Source organism: Pseudoteredinibacter isoporae (genome assembly GCF_011602085.1).
Taxonomy (GTDB): Bacteria; Pseudomonadota; Gammaproteobacteria; order Pseudomonadales; family Cellvibrionaceae; genus Pseudoteredinibacter; species Pseudoteredinibacter isoporae.
In genome coordinates this window covers 325,727-349,458 of sequence record NZ_JAAONY010000001.1, presented here as the reverse complement: position 1 = coordinate 349,458, position 23,732 = coordinate 325,727, and the positions used below count along the sequence as shown (strand labels likewise).

Annotated in this window: 11 protein-coding genes; 5 read left to right on the top strand and 6 right to left on the bottom strand. The window is 47.9% G+C overall.

Annotated features, from left to right (window positions below; translation table 11 throughout):
- The first annotated feature begins 17 nt into the window (after positions 1 to 17).
- Together G8768_RS01500 and G8768_RS01495 are read left to right on the top strand one after the other, a co-directional pair.
- Positions 18 to 365, top strand: a complete 348-nt coding sequence (locus tag G8768_RS01500) for a hypothetical protein (protein ID WP_166852487.1) — start codon at positions 18 to 20, stop codon at positions 363 to 365.
- A 345-nt stretch (positions 366 to 710) separates the two neighbouring features.
- The gene (locus tag G8768_RS01495) at positions 711 to 1,394 is read left to right on the top strand and encodes a C39 family peptidase (protein ID WP_166852492.1); all 684 of its coding nucleotides are present in this window, start codon (positions 711 to 713) and stop codon (positions 1,392 to 1,394) included.
- Between the two features lie 108 nt (positions 1,395 to 1,502).
- Here G8768_RS01495 and G8768_RS01490 read toward each other — a convergent pair whose 3' ends face one another.
- The 6 genes from G8768_RS01490 to G8768_RS01465 all read right to left on the bottom strand — a co-directional run bounded on the left by G8768_RS01490 (position 1,503) and on the right by G8768_RS01465 (position 10,306).
- Positions 1,503 to 2,996, bottom strand: coding sequence for a tryptophan halogenase family protein (locus G8768_RS01490; RefSeq protein ID WP_166852499.1), 1,494 nt, complete (start codon positions 2,994 to 2,996; stop codon positions 1,503 to 1,505).
- 49 nt (positions 2,997 to 3,045) lie between these two features.
- Entirely contained in the window at positions 3,046 to 4,554 is a 1,509-nt protein-coding gene (locus G8768_RS01485) for a tryptophan halogenase family protein (RefSeq protein ID WP_166852505.1), read from the bottom strand.
- Positions 4,555 to 4,560: 6 nt separating this feature from the next.
- The gene (locus G8768_RS01480; RefSeq protein WP_166852510.1) at positions 4,561 to 7,137 is read right to left on the bottom strand and encodes a family 20 glycosylhydrolase; all 2,577 of its coding nucleotides are present in this window, start codon (positions 7,135 to 7,137) and stop codon (positions 4,561 to 4,563) included.
- Positions 7,138 to 7,188: 51 nt separating this feature from the next.
- A complete protein-coding gene (nagB, locus tag G8768_RS01475) occupies positions 7,189 to 7,983 on the bottom strand; it encodes a glucosamine-6-phosphate deaminase (protein ID WP_166852515.1) in 795 nt (264 codons plus the stop codon).
- Between the two features lie 3 nt (positions 7,984 to 7,986).
- On the bottom strand, positions 7,987 to 9,165 hold the full coding sequence (gene nagA / locus G8768_RS01470) for an N-acetylglucosamine-6-phosphate deacetylase (protein ID WP_166852518.1): 1,179 nt from the start codon (positions 9,163 to 9,165) through the stop codon (positions 7,987 to 7,989).
- 112 nt (positions 9,166 to 9,277) lie between these two features.
- A complete protein-coding gene (locus G8768_RS01465; RefSeq protein ID WP_166852520.1) occupies positions 9,278 to 10,306 on the bottom strand; it encodes a LacI family DNA-binding transcriptional regulator in 1,029 nt (342 codons plus the stop codon).
- Between the two features lie 224 nt (positions 10,307 to 10,530).
- On the opposite strand from G8768_RS01465, the gene pgi reads away from it, so the two are divergent.
- From pgi to G8768_RS01450, 3 genes are all read left to right on the top strand, one after another.
- Entirely contained in the window at positions 10,531 to 12,180 is a 1,650-nt protein-coding gene (pgi, locus tag G8768_RS01460; protein WP_166852523.1) for a glucose-6-phosphate isomerase, read from the top strand.
- 500 nt (positions 12,181 to 12,680) lie between these two features.
- A complete protein-coding gene (locus G8768_RS01455) occupies positions 12,681 to 23,402 on the top strand; it encodes a putative Ig domain-containing protein (RefSeq protein WP_166852526.1) in 10,722 nt (3,573 codons plus the stop codon).
- A gap of 7 nt (positions 23,403 to 23,409) precedes the next feature.
- A complete protein-coding gene (locus tag G8768_RS01450) occupies positions 23,410 to 23,670 on the top strand; it encodes a hypothetical protein (RefSeq protein WP_166852529.1) in 261 nt (86 codons plus the stop codon).
- Positions 23,671 to 23,732 lie beyond the last annotated feature (62 nt).

Below are 23,732 nucleotides of genomic sequence, written 5' to 3'. Positions count from 1 at the left end.
GTAAATTGGAGATTATAATGAAAAAGCTAGTTTTAGCTGCTTTACTTTCTGTCTGTTTTACCCATGCGGTCATGGCTCAAGATGATATTGTCATGTCGGATCGTGACTATATTTTTAGCTCTCATGCTGAGAGTTCCGAACAGATTTCCTATAAAACTTTAACCTCTGAAGAAATGAAATCTACGGAGGGTGCTGCTGTCCCGATAGTTGTTGCTATTGGTTTTGGTGCCTTAGGTCGATTCACGGCGAATCAATTTGTTAAGCATTTTATTTCAAATGGGGCGCTTGCTTGGGGGACGTACAGCTTTGCAAAGAAAATGCACTTTTGCGCTCAGGATAAAGAAGGTATAAATCCTCTTTGTTAAAATTTGAAGTCACACCTCCCTGAGGGAGGTGTGATTGTAGTGATTTAATTATGATAAAAAGAACTATGAGAATATGTCCAAGTTGTAAATCTAAATGTATAGACTCTTCTAAATTTAAGAAATATGAACTATACAGATGCGAAAACTGTGGTGTTGGAGTGGAATCAAGTGTTATTTTGTCCTCATTGATATCCATAGTGCTAGCTTTAAGTGTAGGTGTTTTCTTGGATCATGGGTATTATTTTTGGGGGACTCTCGCCTTTTTTATTCTAGGTGTTAGGTGGGCTTTTCTAGAAATTCTTGATGCTGCAACATTGCCGCTTAAAAATTTTTTTGAAGAATAGAATGAAATGGAAAATTTCAATACTGATTGATATGTTTAAATTTTTTATTGCTTTTATTTTTTGTGTTATTTCCTCTATCTCCTATGTCTATGGTAGCGCGGTCGTTGAATTTAACAAAAATATAGGGGTTTTATCTGTAAAAACGTGGAAGGATATTAGAGATGAAAATGTTGTTAAGCAGAAACTTGATTACTCATGTGGTGCGGCGTCAGTAGCCACAATTCTTAATCACTTTTACGGATTTCCGATTTCCGAAGAAGAAATTTTAGAGTTGATTGCAAAAGATGATCTAATGGCCTCGTTTGAAGATATTTCTAGAATACTTCCTAAGTTTGGTTTTAGAGGTGTTGGATTTAAGTCGTCCTATAATCAGTTGATGAGCCTAAAAATCCCAGTCATTGTCTATACAAAACATCGTAATAATGATCACTTCTCGGTTCTTAAAGGAGTAGATTCGGAAACGATTTTGCTTGCTGACCCATCTTTTGGAAATCGGACGTTTAGTAGATATCAATTTAACGAAATATGGGAGACGGATGATGATCCAAATTTAAAGGGTAGGTTTTTAGCTATAGTCCCTATTGATAAAGTATACACGAAAGCGAAAATGGATTTCTTTGACCCTAAACCAGTAAGACATACATCTAGGGTTATTGTTGGTGGTATACACAGAGACATACAGTAGAGCTATTGGAAGTGCTGTTTGTAGAAAACCATACCTATAAAACCTTGCCTATTGAATAAAACTCCCCTCATAAAAACTATTTTTAAAAAGGTAAGTCAGAAATATGGATTATTGAGCGTCCAGAAAACGGCGGTGATCAGAGAACATAGCCGCCATTTCCTGGCAATAGATTGCAGCCATATCGGCGGGGGCGGGCTCAATACGAGAAGTTTGGTTCGGGTCAGCTGTGGGAAATAAACCCATACCGGAAAATATGGTGTACCAGCTGGGTTTCAAGTACGCGACCGAGGTTTGATAGTTTTCGAGAACGTTCTCCAGATCGCCGCCAGAAGACCAACACTCCAGCAGCGTAGACAATTGCTCTGAAACATTGTTGTTCTCTCGATTGTCAATCCAATACTCGGTATCACTGCGACTGTTGATCTTGTAATGACACTGAACATAATCTGATATTGCATCAAAAGCCCGGTTGATCTTCCGGTTATAAGCGCTTGTTGTGCCCTCAGGGTAATTGGATATAAATTCTTCCACAGTGTATTGAACCAGCATCAGTGCGGTGGCTTCCAGTGGTTCAATAAACCCCTGGGACAAGCCCACCGCCAGGCAGTTCTTTTCCCAATGGCGCTCGGCACGACCTACCTTCATGTTCAGATGCCGTGCCGAGGTGCTATCGTCTACGCCCAGCTCGCGGCGCAATTCCTGTTCGGCCTGCTCCGGGCTGCAATGCGCAGAAGAATACACATAACCATTACCATGGCGGTTACGCAGAGGAATTTGCCAGCGCCAGCCATGTTGCATACCACTGGAGACAGTTTGAGCTGAAATGGGGGAGCTGTTGTGTGTTTCGGTCAGGATGGCGACTGCACGATCATTGAACAAGCGATTCTGATAGCTGTGAAACGGAACCTTAAGTTGTTGCTGCAACAGGATTGAGCGAAAGCCACTGCAATCAATATACAAGTCCGCGTTAATAAGGCCGTGCTGTTTGCTGCGTAGGTTATCGATAACACCCGATTCAGAGCAAAGCTCGACCTGCTCGATCTCGCCTTCCAAATGTTTTACACCCGAAGCCACGGCTTTCTCTCTTAAAAAGTCACCCAAAGCCCCGGCATCAAAATGGTAGGCGTAATCGAGTTCAAACGGTAGCCGCTTTTGGGTCTTCGGTGCGCGTTTGTCCATTGCCAGGCGTGCGGACAACCAAAACTTATCCGGATTGGCATCGGCCTCGAACCCTTGCCGTCTCAGGTCACAGTTTTTGAAGAAGGCTTTAGCAGTTTCCAGATCAAAGTGAGAATAGAAAGGATGAAAGTAAGAGGGGTAATTCTTGTCGCCTGTCCAATTGGGAAAGCTGATGCCGGTTTTAAAAGTGGCATTGCATTTAGGCATCCATTCGGATTCTGGAATACCCAGCTTGGCAAAAAAAGATTTCATCGCGGGTGTGGACCCTTCGCCCACGCCCACCGTGCCGATTTGCGGGCTTTCAATAAGCTGGATATTAGAATTTGGCCAGCGAGACTTCATCAAATTGGCAGCCATCCAGCCAGCGGTGCCGCCCCCGACAATCAGGATAGAAATTTTTATATCATAATTTATGCTTGTCATGATGTTCGTCCCGGGGCTCTAAGGTCGATCCAGTGTTATGAAGTCGGTTTTACTTTATGTGTCGAGGGCCTTGTTGTTCCAATGCTGCCCGATGAGGTGTAAAAGTACCCAGACCCAAATCTCTCATCGTTTGCAATTTCTTACAGTACTCGTCCATATCACCTTCCGGGGTACGTTGAGCTTTTGGAAAGTGTGCCATGCCGGAGAACAGACAATACCAGGACGTTCTTCGATAGACCTGTCGACGTCGATGTTCTTGCATGGCGGTTTCAAATACCTCGTTGCTCTTCCAGCGTTCAAGCAGAGCCTGTAGGTCATCAGACACCTCGCAGGCTTCGCGAGCATCCCGCCAATATTGAGTATCGCTGCGAGTGTTCAGGACATAATGCCCCTGAATGTAATCGCGAGTGCCATCAATCAGATCATTAATTCGCTGGTTGTGACGGTGCCGATATTCACCACTGAAGTTACCTTGTTTAAAGCACTCAATAAAGCTTTCAATGGTGTCCTGAATCGTATGCAGCATGGCGGCCTCCAGGGGTTCCAGAAAACCCTGGGACAAGCCGATGGCGACACAGTTTTCTCGCCAGTTGTTTTCCAGGCGCCCAGGCGTCCAATTCAGCTTCAGTGCTTTTGTCGTATTCGGATCGACCTCAATGATCTTGCTTAGGGCAAGATGGGCCTCTTCGTGGTTCAGATAATCGCGATTGAACACATAACCGTTACCGACTCGACTTTGCAAAGGGATTTGCCAACGCCAACCAAAGGGCATGGCTTCAGACAATGTCTCGGAAGGAATGTCCTGTTCTGCTGGAAGTGGGCAGGGCATGGCGACGGCAGCATTATTGATCAGATATCTCGAGTAATCGAGAAAGGCGGTACCTTGGGCTTCGATGCACAATAAACGTTTAAAGCCACTGGCATCAAAAAAGACATCCCCGGAAATTTTCTCGCCGCATTCGCTGATCAAGGATTCGATTTTGCCTGCCGCTGTGCAGTGTACCTGCCCGATATCCAGTTTTTTATGGATAACGCCACGTTCAACGCAAACTGAGGCCAGAAATTCTGCCAGCAAATGGGCATCGAAATGGTAGCCATAGTCGAATTGAGCAAAGGCTTCATGCTCGGACAGTGGGGAAAGTCCCAAACGCCCGATTTCAGAGCTGATGAAAAACTGATCCGGATGGCTGGGAATATTCCAGCCGGCCCGCCGTAACTGACAGTTTCGAAAGAACTTTAGCGCGCAGCTGTGATCGGCCTGGGAATAAAATGGGTGAAAATAGCTTTCCTTCGGGTCACTCAGCCAACCGGGGAAGCGAATACCGCATTTGTAACTGGCATTGCATTTGGGCATCCACTCCTGCTCCGGGATGTTCAGCGTTTCAAAAAAGCGTTTTAATGAGGGCGTTGAACCCTCGCCGACACCGATAATTCCCCGACTCTCGGATTCGACCAACAGAATCTCAGCCGTATCTGAAAAGTGATGTTGCAATAAGCTGGCACACATCCAGCCGGCCGTGCCGCCACCGACGATAACAAATTTGAGTGTTTCACCCATGTCGTATTACTCCAGGGGAACGCTAAGCTCCCGACCAGCTCTATTGAGTTTATGATTCAAACTCCGAATTTTTATAGCTTGTGAATCGACGGAAGTTTCCAGGTCGAGCTTTCCTTGTGAGCCTGGAAGTGTTTGCCAGTGGCCATCATCGGTCTGGTATTCCAATGGGAGGTTCGGAACCGGGCTTTGCCAATGCAGCTGATCGTTTTTGACGATGGCGCCAATCACGGGCAGACGATATTCAATGTGCCATTCGTCCAAGCGTTTCATCGCCTCACTGAGCGCAAAGCTGAATCGATGCCAATCGGATTCCCGCGTTGATCGATTGCTCGAAAAGTACTGACTGTCTTCGGAGTAGACTCGGTTTGCGGTATACGCCAATTCCCAATCTGCCTTGTGCCATGCACGTTCGGCCAGCGCAAACAAACGCGGGTAAATCATGTATTCAGCTTGTGTATCGCTGCGAACCACTTCTGTCCATAACTGGCCTTGCAAACCGAAGAACGCATTTTCTTGTGGAGCGACACTGTCATCAACTTTATACGCTTTGCCATTGCGATTTTTCCAAATTTCTGCGTGAGCGGGCAAATTGTCCGGCATAAAGTCGAAGGCTTTTTTGGTATCGATACTTCTTGATGCCCAATAAAAGCCCCTTTCCTTGTAATGAGCTTGATAGGGGAAATCAAAATAAGTGGCGTCAGGCGTGGACACCACAACATCCCATTTTAAATTGGCGTGGCGTTGAGCTACTTCATGGCCTTTCCAAAACAAGGGTGTCCAGGCATGGGATTGAATGTTTTTTCCGGCCAGGCTGGATTCAACATGATTAAGACCGTCATTCCAGGCGGCGGCTTTGATGCCTTTGTCTTCCAGTAGAGTCACCAAACGTTCTATAAAGTACGCGGTCAACTCTGCGTTGTGACGGATGCCATAGGGATTATCAGTCAGAAAGCTTTCACATACCGGAGAGGCTTTCCAGGCACCAGGCGATTCATCGGCGCCAATGTGGTAGGTTTTCAATGGCCAGCCGGCCTGCTCATGCAAACCTTGAATCTCATCAATAACCACGTCAAAGAAGCGGTAAGTCGATTCCATACAGGGGTTGATGGTGTTGTCATTGTAATGTTGATGGGAAATGTATTCACTGCGATCTTCAAAGTCACTGAGTAAAAATTCTTCCGCGGCTTTTTGTTTGCCTGCTTTACTCAACATTTTATAACGCGCTTCCATGGATTTAATGGCCGCTCGTGCATGACCGGGGGCGTCAAAAGAGGGAATCACTTCGATGTTTCTGGATTTTGCGGCTTTCAATATGTCCAGATAATCGTCCTGGGTCAGAAACTGATTTGCTTTGGGAAATGGACCGTCGCCGAGTTGAGTAATCAGGCAACGCTCCTCTTTTAGATCGAGACAGCGTTTTGCCCCGATGTCCGTTAACTCGGGTAATGCATGAATCGCCAGTCGCCAGCCTTCGTCATCGGCCAAATGCAAATGCAGTTTGTTGAGTTTTACCGCAGCCATTTGTTGCATGAGTTCTAGAATAAAGGCTTTCGATAAAAAATTACGGGAAAGGTCTAGGTGCATTCCGCGATAAGCATAGCGAGGCTCGTCACTAATACTGATGCTTGGTAGCTGGCCTTTGCCGCTGTGCCAAAGCTGAGCAAGTGTGTAAAGCGCATAGTTGCTGCCAGCAGCGTCTGCCGTACGAATATCGATGCCGCCTTTATCGATTCGAAGTTGGTAGCCATCAGCCTTGAGGCTATGATCACGTGTAAAATTCAAAGCCAGCTGTTGATCTTTCGTGACGGGTAATCCCAGTTTTTCTAAATATTCCAGAGCGGCAGTATGAGTGTTTTCGGGAAAATCATTTTTTGCGATATGCAGCGCACTCAAGGTAATAAGCTGACTACCGAGGTGTTCTATCGTTTTGGGTTTAGGTATCACCAAGGCCTCAGAGCTTGCCGGTGTCTGGTGTTCAGTGTGTCGATCTCCAAACGCCTTATAGAGATAAGGCGCATCGGCAATGACCGTCAGATCTTTTTTATTTCGCTTATGATGTTTTTCAGGGTTCTCAGGGGGTAAAACAAAAGCCGGGGCTTCCAGCCCGGTTTCTGAATCAAATTCCATGACGGTAGATTGCACAATCGCCGGTTCCAGACCGTCAACATGCAAAAAGAAATTGGGAAAAATATCGCTCTCGGTTAAATGCCAGAAGGATGCCCGGAATGGAATTTTGTAAGCATGGTCGGCTTTCAAACCTTTGAAGCTGTTGCTGGGGCGTAGCCGGTGCAGGTCTCCTTGAATACGCTCGATAATAAAGTCTTCGTTGTAAACTTCATGTATGGGCGAGTAGTGGCTGAAGTACAGCTGCCATTCGGTGCCGGGATAGTCGATCGGAGATTCAATGAAAAGCTCAGCTTCAAAGCAGGGTGCTTTTTCATGGAGAATATTGCACTCGCCGTCGGCCTGATTATTCACTACCTGATAGCGAACATCCAACACCTCACCCAAGGTATTCAGCTGTTCTTGCTGGCTTTGACAAGCGCAGATCAACAATGCAAAACACACCCAAAGCCTTTTCATTATTATTCTCCAGTAATTTTCGGATTGTTACGATTCAGGGCCGGGGCCTTCTCAGGATAAATTCAAGGTTTTCATTAAGGCCTGCTGCTTTTCTTCAACCTCAATAAAAAACTCAATGTGCTCCAAACGGCTGGCCGCATCCCGATCCAGGACGATAATCGCATCGGGATGCAGTTGCAGGGCCGAAGCTGGACAGTAGGCACTTAGGGCTCCCTCAATCATGGTTTGCACCGCTTGTGATTTTTCTTCGCCGAAGGCCAACAATAAAATTTTCCGGGCTTCGAGGATGGTGCCAATGCCCATGGTGAGCGCCAGCTCGGGTTGGAATTCGCCATTACCAAAGAATCTTGAATTGGCATTAGTGGTCGATTGCGTCAGTGTTTTAATCCGCGTTCGGGATTGCAAACCCGAGGTGGGTTCATTGAAACCAATATGCCCATTGCGCCCAATGCCGAGTACTTGTATATCAATGCCGCCGTGAGCATTAATTTCATCCTCATAGTCGGAACAAGCCTGTATCGGGTTTTCATTTAAGCCGTCTGGGACATGGGTGTTCTTCACATCAATATTGATATGATCAAACAGCTGTTGCTGCATAAAGTAGCGGTAGCTTTGTGGGTGTTCAGGAGATAAGCCGTGATATTCATCCAGATTGAAACTGGATGCCTGGGAAAAATCAACATAGCCTTCTTTGTACAAGCGAATCAGTTGTTCATAGCACAACGTGGGTGTTGATCCAGTGGCCAGGCCGAGAACAGATGTTGGTTTTTGCTGAAGTTGCAATGCAATGGCTTCCGCCGCAAAGGCCGAAGCTTCATATCGATTTTCTTTGATCACAATCCTCATGGCTTAGCCCCGTTTGGTCTCCTGTTTGAATATAATGTTTCCAGCACAGCTGCTGGCGTATACCTGCAAATCGTTCTCCAGACAGATAAAATCGGCTTCATAACCTGCTTTTAAATACCCCAGTTTGTGTTCCAGCCCGAGGCTCTGGGCCGGGTAAAGGCTGGCCATGCGCAGGGCTTCATCCAGACTGACGATGTCTTGTTCGCGGAGAAAATGAATGGCGTCGATTAACGCAATGGCGCTGCCGGCGAGATTGCCTTCGCCGTTAATTAAGATGCTTCCTTGAACGCTCAAGGTTTCTTCATACAAATCAAACGTATTTTTATGGCCACCGACGGTGGCCATAGCATCACTGACCAACACCACTTTGCCTTTCGATTTGCTGCGCAGCAGCAGTCGTATATTGCTGGGGTGTACGTGGTGCCCATCGGCAATCAGTCCACAGTAACTGTGTTGGTCTTCCAGTGCGGCACCCAGCAAACCGGGGTCACGCGCCTGGATGCTGCTCATGGCGTTAAACAGATGAGTAAATCCGCATACGCCTTCTTCAAGTGCGGCCACGGCCTGTTCATAACTGGCGTTGCTGTGCCCGGCCCAGACATGAATGTTTTGCTGTGCCAGTTCCTGAAGGGTGTTGGCGGGGACGGCTTCCGGCGCGAGTGTCACCATAAGCAGCAGTTTTTGGGCGATCTTTTTCAGAGCTTCGGCATCGTCGGATTCGAGGCGACGAATAAATTCCTCTTTATGGGCACCGCGTTTGCTGCGAGCAAAAAATGGCCCTTCAAGATGGAGCCCGAGAATTCCGGAAAGCTGTTCATTCCGGGCTTGCTGTACGGCATCGGCCGCTTGCTGTCGAATGCTTTGCTCATCGCTGATGATGGTCGGCATGATGCGACTTGTACCCAGGCTCAGATGGGCATTGGCGATTTGCTTCAGCCCATCAAGATTGGGTTGCTTGTTAAACAACACATCTCCGCCACCATTGACCTGTATATCGATCAGGCCTGGTGCCAGCAGGCGATCGCCGAGATCAACGATGATTTCATCACCGCTTAATTCGGATTGTGGCTTGATCGCCAGTATCTTGTGGCCTGCAATCAGCAGCGCCGCATTGTGGTGTCGCTGCTCGCCATCAAAGATCTGCCGGCAGAGGATCGCGCGGATCGGGTCATTCTTAGCCATAGTGATACGGTCATTATTATCTGCTTGGGGAGCAGTATAGTATTATTGAGACAACGTTGTCACATGTTTCCGAAAAAAATTGGATCAGACCGGAACGAGGCTTGGGATGTACCTAGGTGCTTTTGGGGCCGGTAGAGTCGCGCTCTACAAGCTGAGGGCAGAAACCATAACCCTGCCAGGCGTAACCCTGCTTGGATTTCTTGCGTTGGCGAATCTCGTCAATCAGGATGCCTGCGGCTTTTTGGGCGATTTCCTGCCCGGCTTGCTGGGAGGTGGTTAATTGCGGCCAGGACTGACGGGAGAAGGGGCTGTCCTCAAAACCCGCAATGGATAAATCCGAGGGGACTTCCAAACCCAGGCGGCGGGCGGTAAACAGAGTACCGGCCGCGATCTCATCGTTACAGGCAAATATGGCTGAGGGACGCTTGTCCTGTTGCAGCAGAATTTCGCTATTGGCGACACCCGATTCAAAGGAGTAGTGGCCATCAAGAATCAGCTCGGCTTTGGCGTCCAGCTTATTGTCTTCCAGGGCTTTGAGGTAGCCGTCCTTGCGTTCCAGGCTGGAGCGATGGTCAATATCGCCTCCCAGAAAGGCAATGTCTTTGTGGCCCAGATCGATCAGATGTTGGGTTATTTGGTAAGCCGCTCGGTGGTCATCGATAAACACACAGCTGGAAATGGTGTCTGCCTGTTGGGCCGAAATGATGCGAACAAGCACCACCCCTGCCTGTTGTAACTGGTCGATAACTTCCGGCATTTCCGACAGTGGCGGTGTCAGGACTAAGCCCGCCACCTGGCTGCGTTGGGTCATACTCAGAATTTCATCAACGATGTCTTTCGAGGTCGCTTCACAGGGATGAATAATCAGTTCAAAGCCATGCTTATGGCATTCTTTTAAGATGCCGTTTTGCAGTTCAATAATGTAGTGACTATTGGGATTGTCGTAGATCAAGCCCAGGGATGAGGCGGTACCGCGCAGCAGACGGGCAGAGCGATTGGGTTGATAGTTCAGCTCTTTTACCGCGGCCCAGACTTGTTCCTGCAGCTTGGGGGCGACATTGGGTTCATGGTTTATGACCCGGGAAACAGTCTTAAACGATACGCCCGCGAGCTTGGCGACATCCTTAATAGTGGTCTTCATATAGGAACTTGTTACTTTGTACGAGTTAGGCGGAGCTAGCCTACTGTGTACAGACCCACCCCGCAACCCTGGCGCAGGGCATCGCCCCGGCGTTGACAGTCATCGCATTTCTATTTAATCTCTTCGAATCTTTTTGACAACGTTGTCATTTGTTTTTTGAACAAACGTGGGATCAACACCAGAACCACACGACAGTGAATCGATTACATAGGAGTGCCTGATCTATGCGTACACAACTGGACAGTTGGCGCCGTTTAAAAGACCTTGCCGAGCCGGCGAAGCACTGGTCTTTGCAAAAGCTGTTTTCCCAGGATGCCGAACGGGCGGCCCGCTTCAGTCTGGAGTTGCCTGATATGTATCTGGATTATTCGAAGAACCTGATCGATGAAGAGGTTATGGGCTCCTTGTTTGATCTGGCCGAAGAGGTTGGTCTGGTGGATAAAACCCGGGCCATGTTTTCGGGGGAAATGATCAACACCACCGAAAACCGAGCGGTACTGCATACGGCCTTAAGGGATTCCAGTGGTTCTGCGGTTCAGGTGAACGGAGAAAACGTCCAGACAAAAATTGCGGCCGAGCTGGCCAAGATGCAAAACTTTGTAGAGTTGGTTCGTGACGGTGAATGGCGAGGCAGCACCCGTAAAAAGATTCGTGATGTGGTCAGCCTCGGTGTGGGCGGTTCCAACCTCGGTCCCAAAATGGTGAGCCAGGCCCTGAAACCCTACGCCGATAGCGAACTGCGGGTTCACTACGTCTCGAATGTCGATGGCAACAGTCTGGCGGAAACCCTGCGGCCGCTAAATCCGCAAACCGTGCTGTTTGTGGTCTCATCCAAAACGTTTACCACCACCGAAACCATGACCAATGCGCGCACGGCATTGAACTGGTTGGAGTCGGCATTGTTCGATAAAAAAGCCGTTGAAAAACACGTTGTGGCGGTAACTTCGGATTTCGCCAAAGCGCGTGAGTTTGGTGTGCTGGAAGAGAACATTTTTGAAATGTGGGACTGGGTCGGTGGGCGATTCTCACTGTGGTCCGCTATTGGTTTACCGATCGCTCTGGAGCTGGGTTTTGACAATTTCGAAAAACTTCTGCGCGGCGCTGAAAACATGGACAAGCATTTTCTCTCCGCCCCTATCAATGAAAATGCACCCGTTCTGTTGGCGCTGTTAAGTTTGTGGAACACCACCTTCTTGAATTTCCGTGCCCAGGCGATTCTTCCCTACGATCAAGGTTTGCATCTGTTCTCGGCCTATATGCAACAAGCCGAAATGGAGAGCAATGGTAAGTCCGTAAACATACACGGCGAGCCCATCGATTATCAAACCGTGCCATTGATCTGGGGCCAGACCGGCATCGATGGTCAACATGCCTTTTATCAATATCTGCACCAGGGTATGAATGTAGTACCTGCGGATTTTATAGGTTCGGTGAGCAGCGAAATTACGATCGAGCACCACCAGGATATTTTACTCGCCAACCTTATTGCGCAAAGTCAGGCGCTCATGAATGGCGTGGATGCCAATAGCCTGAGGCGCACCGCACTGAGTGCAGGCTGCAATCTCCAGGAAATGGAACAGATCATCCCCCACAAGGTACATCAAGGCAATCGTCCGAGTAACACCATTCTGTTGCCTCGTCTCGATCCAAACACACTGGGCGCATTGATTGCGCTCTATGAGCACAAGATTTTCGCCCAGGGTGTTTTACTCGATATTTGTTCTTTTGATCAGTGGGGTGTAGAGCTTGGGAAAAAACAGGCCAATGAAGTACAGCAGGCGCTAACAAAACCGGGCCGCGACGAAGGCGAATTTGATTCTTCGACTCGGGGTTTGATTGCGTATTGCCATAAACATCGCTCGTTGACGGTATAGTTCGGTTTGTGGAGCGCCTCATCGCTATTGGCGTTCCATTGCTCGCCGCTGGTCTTATAAAACATTGTCGGAATCGACAAATTACGAAATGAGATAGTTTGCGCATGGTTCTTTAGTGTTTTTTAAAACAAGAGTGTCCGTTCTGTTGCCTGGTTCTTTAGTATTAATTTTTATAATGTCTAATGCTTAGACATCTTCCTCGCTTACTATTTGTTCAGAATAATATCATCAATAAGCATTAAAAAATCCGCAAAGCGTCTTAATATTGACCAGTCTAGCGTCAGATGATAGTGTCGCCCCGCTCCGCATTATTGCGGTCAAAATTGAGCCAAATTTCTCAGTAAATAAAATCAAATTATTACCTCAATAAAAGGGTACGCACCTTCTGGGTGTTAAGCCATGTAGGTAGCGAGGATACCTGCTGTTAGAACGATGGGCGTGAATCCTGGTGATCGCTCACCGACTCGTTTAAGGGATCCTGGGTATTAGGGAAGATGTTTATGTTAAGTCGACTGAAAGTCGCCGTCGCTTGCGCGCTATGTTTTTTGCCTGTGTCTCATTCGCAAGCAAATCTGGATGTTTATGAACTGCGATTTGCCTTCAAAGCCGATGGTCGGCCTATGTACGAGCAAATCAATGTTGGCAGCGCGCAAACCCGTAATACCTTTCCTGCCGATATTGTCGTCAGCGCAGGCGCGATACAGAAATCCGGTCAAACTGTTTGGCAAATTACCAACAATTCCTCTGAAATGCTGAATAACAGCCAATCAATTTTGCTGCTCGACCTTGAAATTGATCAGCAGAGCAACACGTATTTCAATGAGCGTGTCAACAGCGTCGATACAGCAGCACCCCCGCACAGCAACCGCGATGGCTATGATTCCCAGAGTTTCTCCAGATGGAGCGTAGACGAACTGGGCTACAGCGGTGGACGCCTGGATGCCGCCTACCAACTTTTTTACCTCGATAACCGCAACCACATAGCTTCTGCTGCCAACGATGTCGCGGTGGCCATGCAATATGATCTTGGCGACCTGCCTCCCGGAGAAAGCGTGTTTATTGAACTGCATTTAGGAGACAGCCCTGTGGGTGGCTTTAAGCAAATGGACGATGACTCTGGCGATACCGTGAACATCAATTCGGTTGCCTTCACTCGCCATGCTGCTTCCGGCGGTGGTGGCGGTGGCGGAGGCGGCGCCGGTGGGGGTGGTGCTGGAGGAGGAAGCGGAGGCAGTGTTATCGGTGTCCCGCTACCGATCTGGTTGTATCCATTGATGCTGTTTGTGCTTTTGAGTGTCGTCAGAAAACAAAAGCACATTGTAAGTAGCTTGGTTCTTCTCTTGGGCTTGGGGCTGGCTTCGCCTGAGCACAGTTACGCTCAAAACCCTGGTCCATCCGATCCTTTGTATTACGAAGTACTGGAGTCATTGAATCGCGCAAGTGCCTTTGTTGAAGAAGAAGGCGCACGTTGGTATTTAGATCGCGACAAGCGTTGCTTTGGTTGTCATATGCACTCGCAGTCTATTGTCGGTTTGGGTACCTCTGTTGGCAAAGCCGCTATCAATAAAGATGTGGCTGACTACATGATCGGTGAAGCGATTCATAAACAGGCCGCAGGTGGCGGGCTTTATCCGAATACCAGTCGAACAGACCCGGTTACGCAGACAACATTGATGCTTTGGGCAATCGATCTGTGGCCGGAAACCGAGCAGACTTTCCCTGTGCGTGAGCGGGCCTTGAATTTCATGAAGCCGAGATTGCTCATCGACAATGATTATGCGTATTGGGGAAGAGATGACGATCGAGGCTGGTGGGCGACGAATTCGACTTTGTCGGCCATGAACATCAGCGTAGTCGTCAACTTTATTGAAGATAGTAAGCGTTACCCGAATATGCTGGGCGATGCGGATTTACCGGTTTACTTCGAATCCTTACTACCGAAATTCGCAAAGTACTTACTTGAGAAAGCCAATGATACCGCCCCTGATACGGACAATATTGCGCTTTCATTTAAGATGCGAGCACTCGCGCATTTATCTAAAGCTTTACCAGCTTCATCATTGCAGCAGCAAGTTTCCCAAAAAGTACTGGAGTTCAAAGCTCTTCTAGTGAGCAGGCAGACGGGCGATGGCAGTTGGAAATTGCAAGAAGATGATACGGTTGGAGATGCACTGTCAACCGCCGTTGTTGCGGGTACGCTTAACGATTTAAAAACCAACGGTATAGTACTTGAGGATCATGATCGTACTGCCATTCGTTATCTGTTGGATATTCAACATAAAAACGAACAGGAAGTGGCGTTGTTAGGCAGTTGGAAAAGCGAAGCGTTTAATACTCGTATCAGCGCAACCAGCCTTGTTATGGGTTATCTGCCAATTGTGATTGAAAATTTGGTGAATGATGCCAGTTGCCATATACCGATCCGCTCTCGATCCAAGTACGGAAAAGTTCAGCTAAAGTGGAATCCACGCAGTAATGCTCGCTACACACTTCAGCGAAAGAAAGACCTTGTGTCTGACTTTATGGATGTGTCCGATTTCGATGCGTCCAGAAAAACGTATCTGGATCAAAATGTTTCAGAAGGCGAGAACGTTTACTACCGTTTGGTCGAATACAATGAAAACGGGGTGAAAATCTGCCAATCACAAACAGAATCCGCCTACGTTCCTCAGCAGATCAGTGAGCCAGGCACAAATCTGGCTCCTTATATTGTTTCCGTTCCTAATCTCTTTGCAGAAACGGGTACAGAGTATCGCTACCAAATAGAAGCTGATGATCCGGATGGCGGCGCACTGGCTTACCGATTGGTGAAAGGCCCGGCCTCAGCATCAATCGACAACAATGGCCTGTTAAATTGGGACGTAGGTTCCCGCCCAAGGCAATTCAATTTTCTGGTTGAAGTCAAAGACCCCCAGGGCGCGGCTGTTGTGCAGGAGTTTGAAGTGACGGCTGAAAGCTTGGGGCAGATCAATAATATTCCATTAATACATTCAACGGCGCCGGTTCGAGCTTCAATTGGATCGACTTATCGTTATCAGGTAAATGCTGAAGACGAAGATGGTGATCGCCTAATCTATGTACTTTCAGGACACTCCGCTCCTCGAAAAATGACGATTAACCGACTGACCGGTGAGTTGTCATGGGAGCCCGATAATCTTCAGAAAGAATACACTTTTGATATTCGTGTTGTTGATCAGAACGGTGGTGTCGCTACCGAAACCGTTGAGCTTGAAGTTTATCGGGGACCGGAGTTTATATCCGCTCCAATGATTACCGCTGTAGCGGGCCAAGCGTATCGCTATCAGGCCATCGCAGAAGATCTTGACGGCAAGGCGATTCAGTACTCTTTGCTTGCGGGTCCGGAAGGTTTGAGCATCGATACTTCCAGTGGGGAAGTGACATGGCAGCCTACAGCTGATAAAGAAGGTAAACATGAAGTCGTACTGTTGGCTACCAACAGTGATGGCGGCAAAGGTGAGCAAAGATACATTCTGAGTGTTAAAGTCAGCGCTGATTTGCCTCCGATCTTTGAGAGCAATCCTGTGTCACAGGTACAAGCTCGCAGAAGCTATCGCTACAATATTATTGTGCGTGATCCTGAGGGGGCCTATGTCAGCGTAAAATTGCAAAATCCGCTTGATGGCATGGTTATGTACAATGACCAATATGTCAGCACTTACCACTCACCGTTTATTTCCTGGGTACCAAAACAGGAAGATTATGGCAAAAGCTTTCCGATTACACTGATTGCAAGTGATCCGGCAGGAAATACCAGCACCCAAAGCTGGGAGATTGAGGTCTTGGCCCCCACGTACAGCTCGGAGCCCTACGCGTACACAATTCCTCCTGGGAGTATTCGTGCAGAAAGTACCTGGACCTATTTCGTTGGTGTAACCGACCCTGACTCCGATTCGCCTTACACATTGAGTGTGGCCAATGCTCCGGCTGGCGTGAGTTTGGAGAATAATATTCTGCGATGGGTGCCAACTGAAAGTCAGGTTGGAAAGCACACCATTTCAGTTGATATCGAGGACAACACTGGCGCAAAAGGAAAGCACGAGTTTACGATCACGGTCTATCCTAAGGACTACAATCTTCCCCCATACATCAACACAATTCCCAAGACCCAAATTCAGTTTGGCGAAGAGTTTGTTTACAAGCCAGGTGCAATTGATCCCGACGGTGATGATCTCGAAATTACGGTAAATGCCAGTGAGCCTGGTTTTATCGTGGATACAGATAAAAAGCTCATACGATGGACTGCGCCAACTGTTGAAAAAGACGTTACCGTAGATCTGGAAATCAGTGATGGCCACGGCGGTAAAGTTGCACAAAAATTTGTGCTGCTAGTGAGGGCTGACAGCGGTACGCCAAATAGACCACCCTATATCCTTTCCTCACCCGGAACCTCGGTTCTAGCTGGTCGAAGTTATGGATATCAAATGCGCGCGTCCGATAGGGAGGACAGCAGTCTTCTCTATCGCCTGGATAATGCCCCTGTTGGAATGGAGATCAATGGGAATCTCATCAGCTGGATACCGGAAGAGGGTGACGAAGGGGAGCACGTCGTTGATATTGTTGTGTCTGACAGTGCTGGTGCTGAAGCGCGTCAAAGCTACATATTGAATGTCGAAGTTAGAAATCGTAAGCCTTTCTTTAACAGCAGTTTTCCAATTCCTGTGTTGGGTAGAGAATTTAGCCATCGCGTTCATGCCCGTGATTATGACGGTGATCCAATAACTATAGAGCTGGTATCTGCTCCGGCCGGGATGACAATTGACAGCGCGGGTATCGTAGAATGGACTCCTGCTGTAGGCGATCATCTGGTCCATATTAAAATATCGGATCCCAAGGGCGCGAGTGACGAAAAGAAAGTCAGATTCAGTTTGAGAGAGCCAAATCGTAAACCGGTGTTTAATGGATCCTCTCCGCCAAACGCAACGGTTGGCGTACCGTATGAATATACACCTCAGGTGACGGACGCTGATGGAGATAGCGTGAGGTTTTCCATTGTCCGGGTTCCGCAAGATGTTCAATTTGAATCTTCCACCGGAAAAATGTCTTTTATTCCTGAGGTAAAACACGTGCCTCAAATTGCCTACCGATATCGGGCAACCGATGAGCATGGTGCTTACTCGGAAATAGCTGGGCTTATTTATGTGCGAAGCCCACAGAGTAACGGTGCGCCCAATTTTGTATCCACTCCGCAGCAGAATATTGCGATCGGCGAGAGCTGGAGCTACCAAGCGGAAGCCGTTGACCCTGATGGTGATGCTATTCAATATCGCTTTTCAAAAGCGCCATTGGGAATGATCATTGATCATCAGACTGGTTTGGTGCATTGGCCATCTGCGACTGCAGGTACACACTTTGTTCAAATTACAGCTATTGACGAAAAAGGCGGAAGTAAGAGCCAGTCGTTTAAGCTGTTTGTATCAGGCACGCTGGGCGGCGAACACCCTCCGTTTGCCAATGTTGCAAGCTCACACCTGATTCAACTGAATACCGATTGGTATTTAAACCTCAACAGTGCCGATCCCGATGGCGATAGCATTAGTCACCAATTATTGCTTGCTCCGGAAGGCTTTAATCTCAATGAGGCTACGGGTGAAATCACCTGGCGCCCCCAGGAAGCTGGTAATTACCTGGCCACCATTCAACTAAGCGATGGTTCTCACAAGACGGATATCCAACTTGAAATAGAAGTTACCGAGCAAGCCGTTAACTACGCCCCGCGTTTTGTCAGTGTGCCGGTAAAACAAGCTGCTGTTGGCAATGCGTATAGCTACACCGCCCAAGCGGTGGATGACAATGGCGACGAGATTGAATACAAATTGCAGCGTGGCCCGGTGGGCTTGCGGGTGCATGCTGTCAGCGGAGAATTCACTTGGACGCCCAATGCCGGGCAGCTGGGCAAGCATCGTGTTGTCGTATCTGCGAACGATGGTGAACACAGTACCTTGCAGGCGTTCTCTATTACCACGACAGGTAACAGTGCGGGCGATGGTTTGTCCGTCTCCTTGCCCTTGGCAAAAAGCCAGCTGGATGCCAACGAAGAAATTGTGCTTCGCCCGCAAGTCAACAACATCAGTGGCTCACTGCAAAACCTGACCTTATCGATTAACGGCGAATCAAAAACTCTAGCGGCCGATAACAGTTTCACTTTCTCGTCAGATCAGCCGGGGCGCTATGCCATTACTGTGGTTGCAAAAGATGATGATGAAGAAATCAGCATCGAAGAAGTAATCTTCGTGCAGGACCCGAGCGATCAGCAAGCGCCTGTCATTGCATTCCACAACCCGGTTGATGGAATTGAGATGGCAACCATCAAAGAACCTATTGATGTGATTGTCTCGGTACAAGATGACAATGCCCTGACCTGGAAATTGCACCTTAAAGACCTCAGCGACCGAAACGCTGAACCCGAGTTGCTGTTTGAAGGCAGTGGTAATCTTGATAACGCAACGATCGGCAAGTTGGATCCAACCCTGCGCGAAAATGGCATCTATTCCTTAACACTTTCTGCCGAAGATGAAAGTGGCAACGGTACTGCCATCGAAACACATGTGAACCTCGATGGCGACATGAAGCTTGGCCAGTTCTCTCTGAGCTTTAGCGACGTGAATATTGATACCGTCGGCATTCCGCTATTGGCAACCCGCAGCTACGATTCGCGCGCGCGTAACAGCAATGGTGATTTCGGTCATGGCTGGAAGTTGGATTACTCCTATATCCGTATTTCCGAAAACGGTGTGTTGGGCAGAAAATGGCTACTGGAAGAATCGGGTTTTGGCCTGAATAAAAAGTTCTGCTTTAACCCCAACGGTGATCGCAATGTGTCGATTACCACCCCCGATGGCGAAAACCACAGCTTTAAAGCCGTGGCCGTACCGGCCTGTTCAACGATCGCCTCAAACCCACATGCGACGTTCAGCCTGGAATACCAAGCCATTAATGGTGGCACATCAACACTGGAACAATTGGATTACGGCACCGTACGAGTTCGCACACAAGGTGGCCGCACGGGCGTTTACGAATTGGGCGGCGTCGAGCCAATTAACCCCAGAAACTACAAGCTGGTCACCAAAGAAGGCGTGGAATATCTGCTGGATCAAAACTTTGGCATTCGCAAAGTAACCACAGCAGAAGGGCACAGCCTGGATTTCACCGATTTTGGCATCGAGCACAGCCAGGGCCTTAATCTCGAAATTAAACGCGATAATAAAGGCCGTGTCACAAAAATTACCAAGCCTGATGGTGAAACGCTGGAATACCGTTACGACAATGCCGGCAACCTTGCCTCGAGTATTGACGAGAATGGCAACATCACACACTACAGTTATTACGATGGCAAGCTTAAGCACTATCTGAAAGAGGTCTTCGATCCACTCGGTAATCGTGCCAGCCGCATGGAGTATTCTGATGATGGCCGCTTGGAAGCACAAATCGATGCCCAGGGGAATCGCACCGAGTTTACCCATAATGTAAGCGGCCGTACCAGCCAGGTGAAAGATCGCAATGGTAATGTCAGCATTTATGTCTATGACACAAATGGTAATGTTTTAGTCGAAACCAATGGCGAAGGTGAAACCACGACACGCGCTTACGATCAGGAAGACAATGAGGTTCGTCGTGAGGATGCGCTGGGCAATACCACCGAGTACAGCTACGATGTCAACGGCAATGTACTTAGCGAAACCAATGCGCTGGGTGATACCACCACCATGACTTACAGTGGTCAGCAGCTCACCAAAGAAGTGAATCCGCTGGGCGAGGCAGTCGAGTTTACCTACAAAAATGGCGCTCGTGGCGTCGCTACCCGCGCTATCACATCAGCAACGGATGGTGATGGCAGCAAACTGTTGGTGGAATACAATTGTAACTACGGCGCTGTACTGAATGTAAAAGACGCCGAAGGCCACACTCGAAGCTTCATTAACAACTGTATAACCGGGCAGACCACGGGCGAAACCGATGCGGAAGGCGTTACACGCCGGATGCACAAAAATAAATCCGGACATCTGCTGTCAGAAACCGTCGACTGGACCGATGAAAGCGGCAATGCCCAAAAACTACGAACAAACTACACCGTAGACGCCAAAGGCAACCGAACCGCCACCGAATATCCCGACGGCAGTAAAACCAAAGCGCGTTACAACTCCGTTGATCAAATGATCAGTGCAAGCGATGCACTGGGCCGTGAAACTCGCTACAAGTACGACAAGCGTGGCAATCAAACCCAGGTTACTTACCCGGATGGCAGTCAAGAGCAAAAGCAATACGATCCGGAAGGTAACCTTGTTGCCGAAACCGACGCCAATGGCAACACCACGCGCTATGTGTATGACAAAGCCAATCGCCAGATCGAAACACGTTATGCCGATGGCAGCATTATCAAAAATGAGTATCTGGACAACGGCTGGCTGGCTGCCACCATTGATGCTCGTGGCGCGAAAACACAATACCGTTACGACAAGGCGGGAAGACGCACCCAGATCATCGATGCTTTGGGTAACACCATGCGTTATGAGTACGATAAAGCCGGCCGAAAAGTGGCCGCGCTCGATGCGCGTGGTAATCGAACCGCTTACGAGTACGACAAAGCCGATCGCTTAATCAAAACCACCTTTGCCGATGGCACAAGCATTGGTCAAGGTTATCTCAAAAACGGCTGGAAAAAATCCAGTACCGATCAGCTAGGTCGTGTTACGCAATACGGTTACGATAAAAACGGGCGGCTCATCTCCGTGACCGATGCCGCTGGCGGTATCACCCGTTACAGCTACGACGAGCTGGGTAATAAACTCACCCAAACCGATGCGGAAGGCCGTGTAACTCGCTGGGCCTATGATGAGATGGGGAGGGTAACTAAACGCATATTGCCCATGGGCCAATTCGAAACCATGTTTTATGATGCCGCCGGCAATACGATCAGCCATACTGATTTCAATGGTCAGCTGACCACATATGAGTATGACAACCGAGATCGCAAAACCCAGGCAAGCTACGCCGATGGACGCGTAGAAACATGGTCCTATGATCGCAATGGCAATATCACGAATCACTCCATTAGCAAAGATGGCGACACTCGTACAACGGCCTTTGAATACGATGTTAGAAACCGACTAATCAAAGAAACCTTACCTAACAGTAAAGTGCTCGAATACCAATACGATGTCGCAGGCAATCGCACGCAACTCAAAGAAACGGTCAATGCAGAAACTAACATTACCCGTTTCACCTTCGATGTACTGAACCGCCTGGCGAATACCATCGACGACAATGGCACAACTGCCAATGAGTACGACGTCGTTGGTAACAAGAGCAAAGAAACCAAGCCAAACGGCAACTCAGTTCACTATGTGTATGACAGCGTAAACCGCTTGATACAACTGCGTCATGAAGACAGCGGCAATGCCGTATTAAAACAACGTGACTATACCCTGGATGCCACCGGGCGACGCGTTCGAATCGAAGAGCCCAGCGGCAGAACTCGCAGCTACAGCTACGACAGCCTATATCGCTTGGTGGATGAAACCATACTGGATTCCGCCAACGGCGATTACCGCAGCGAATTCCAATACGATAAGGTTGGCAATCGAATCCAGTCGGTCATCAATGGCGTAACCACAGCCTACCAATACGACAGCAACGACAGGCTGCTGAAACAGGGCGGCACGGTTTACACCTACGATGATAACGGCTCAACCCTGACAGAAACACTGGATGGCAATGTAACTCGCTACGAGTACAACGCCAAAAACGAACTGGTCAAACTCACAAAAGCCGGCACCATCACCACTTATCAATACGATATCGATGGCATTCGCTCAGCCAAAACCGAAAACGGCGTAACCACGGAATTCCTGGTCGATAAAAACCGTGACTACGCCCAAGTACTGGCCGAAGTCGTAAACGGCTCAGTCATCACCCGCTACACCTATGGTGATGACTTGCTAAGCAAAACCCAGGGGAATCAAACGCACTACTATCATTATGATGGTCTGGGCAGCACGATAGCCTTGAGTGATGGCTCAGGGGCTGTCACCGATACCTATGGGTATAATGCCTTTGGGGAGGTATTGTTTAGAACGGGTAGTACGGAGAATAGGTATACGTTTACAGGTGAGCAGTATGATCCCACGCTGGGGCAATTTTACCTGAGGGCGAGGTATTATGATCAGGAATCTGGGCGGTTTACCCAGATGGATACCTGGATGGGCTACTCTCAAGATCCGATAACTCTACATAAATATTTGTATGCCCATGCTGATCCGGTGAATATGACGGATCCGACAGGAAACTTTAGTCTCGGATCCTTTAGTGCTGCATCTACAATTAACGGTATTCTTCGGGCAATGAGTGTTGCAAATTCAGTATATGATGTTCTTCAAATATCCAATGGCGAGAAGGAATTTTCAGCTCGAGAGCTTGGGACTTCAGTTCTTCTTAGTAAGCTTCCTATCAAATTTGTGAAAAAACTGTTAACAAAAGCTTGTAAGTTTAATAGCTTTTATGGAGATACCCCTGTTTCAACTGAAAGTGGGATTGTTCCCATTTCCGAAATAGAGATAGGAGACAGTGTTTGGGCGTATGATAAACTTACTGGAGAAATAACGCTACAAGAGGTGGTTCACTCAATTGTTGGTGAAGGTGAAAAGGTAATTGTCGGGATTACGCTTGCGAGCGGCGAAGAAATTTTCGCGACTGGTGACCACCCTTTTTATATGCCCAAATCTGAGACTTGGTCAGTCGCTAGAAATTTGGCCATAGGAGATTACCTGCTTACTCTAACTGGGCAGCTTATCAGAGTCGATAATGTCGATATAAAAACTGAAGTCACTAGCGTATACAACATAACGGTCAGCAATAACCACACGTATTTCGTAGGTGAAGCCGAAGTATTGAATCACAATACGAACTGCTTTAAATTGAAATCAAGGATCAAGGAGAATCCAAGACTTGTTAAAGAGGCCCAGAAAGCGGGTAAGGACCAGAAGGTTCAAAAAGACCTTGATGATTTGAGTGCAAAGTTGGGTGAAGGAAACTTAAATCCTGGAATTGGCACAAAACCAATAGGGAAGGGGATATCCGAAGCAAGGTCTAAAGATGGTGCTAGGGTTTATTTCAGGGTTATTAAAGGCGAAATTGAAATCCTTGGTAAATCTAGTAAGGCAAATCAAGAAGTAGTAATCAAAGAAATTCTCAATACCTTTAGGTAGAAAATTTATGACAAAAATTAAATGTGATGAAGTAAGTTATCGGAAGGGGTTTGTCGAGATATCCGGAAATATTCACGAGAACCATATTAATCTTGAGGTTTGGGGGGTGCATCCTGACTTTGATATCCCGCCGGGCGAAGCATCGTTTAACAAGACTCCGGAAGAGTCTTTTATTGGGAATGTCGAGTTAGAGTTGAGTGTTGAAAATGCTAACGCCTTAATTCAAGAATTAAGTAATTTTGTTAATAGTTTGGAAAAAGATTTATAAGTGGCGAGCTTCAGTACGACTAAGTAGGTAACCGAGTTCAACCCGTTATCATTGCGTAATCA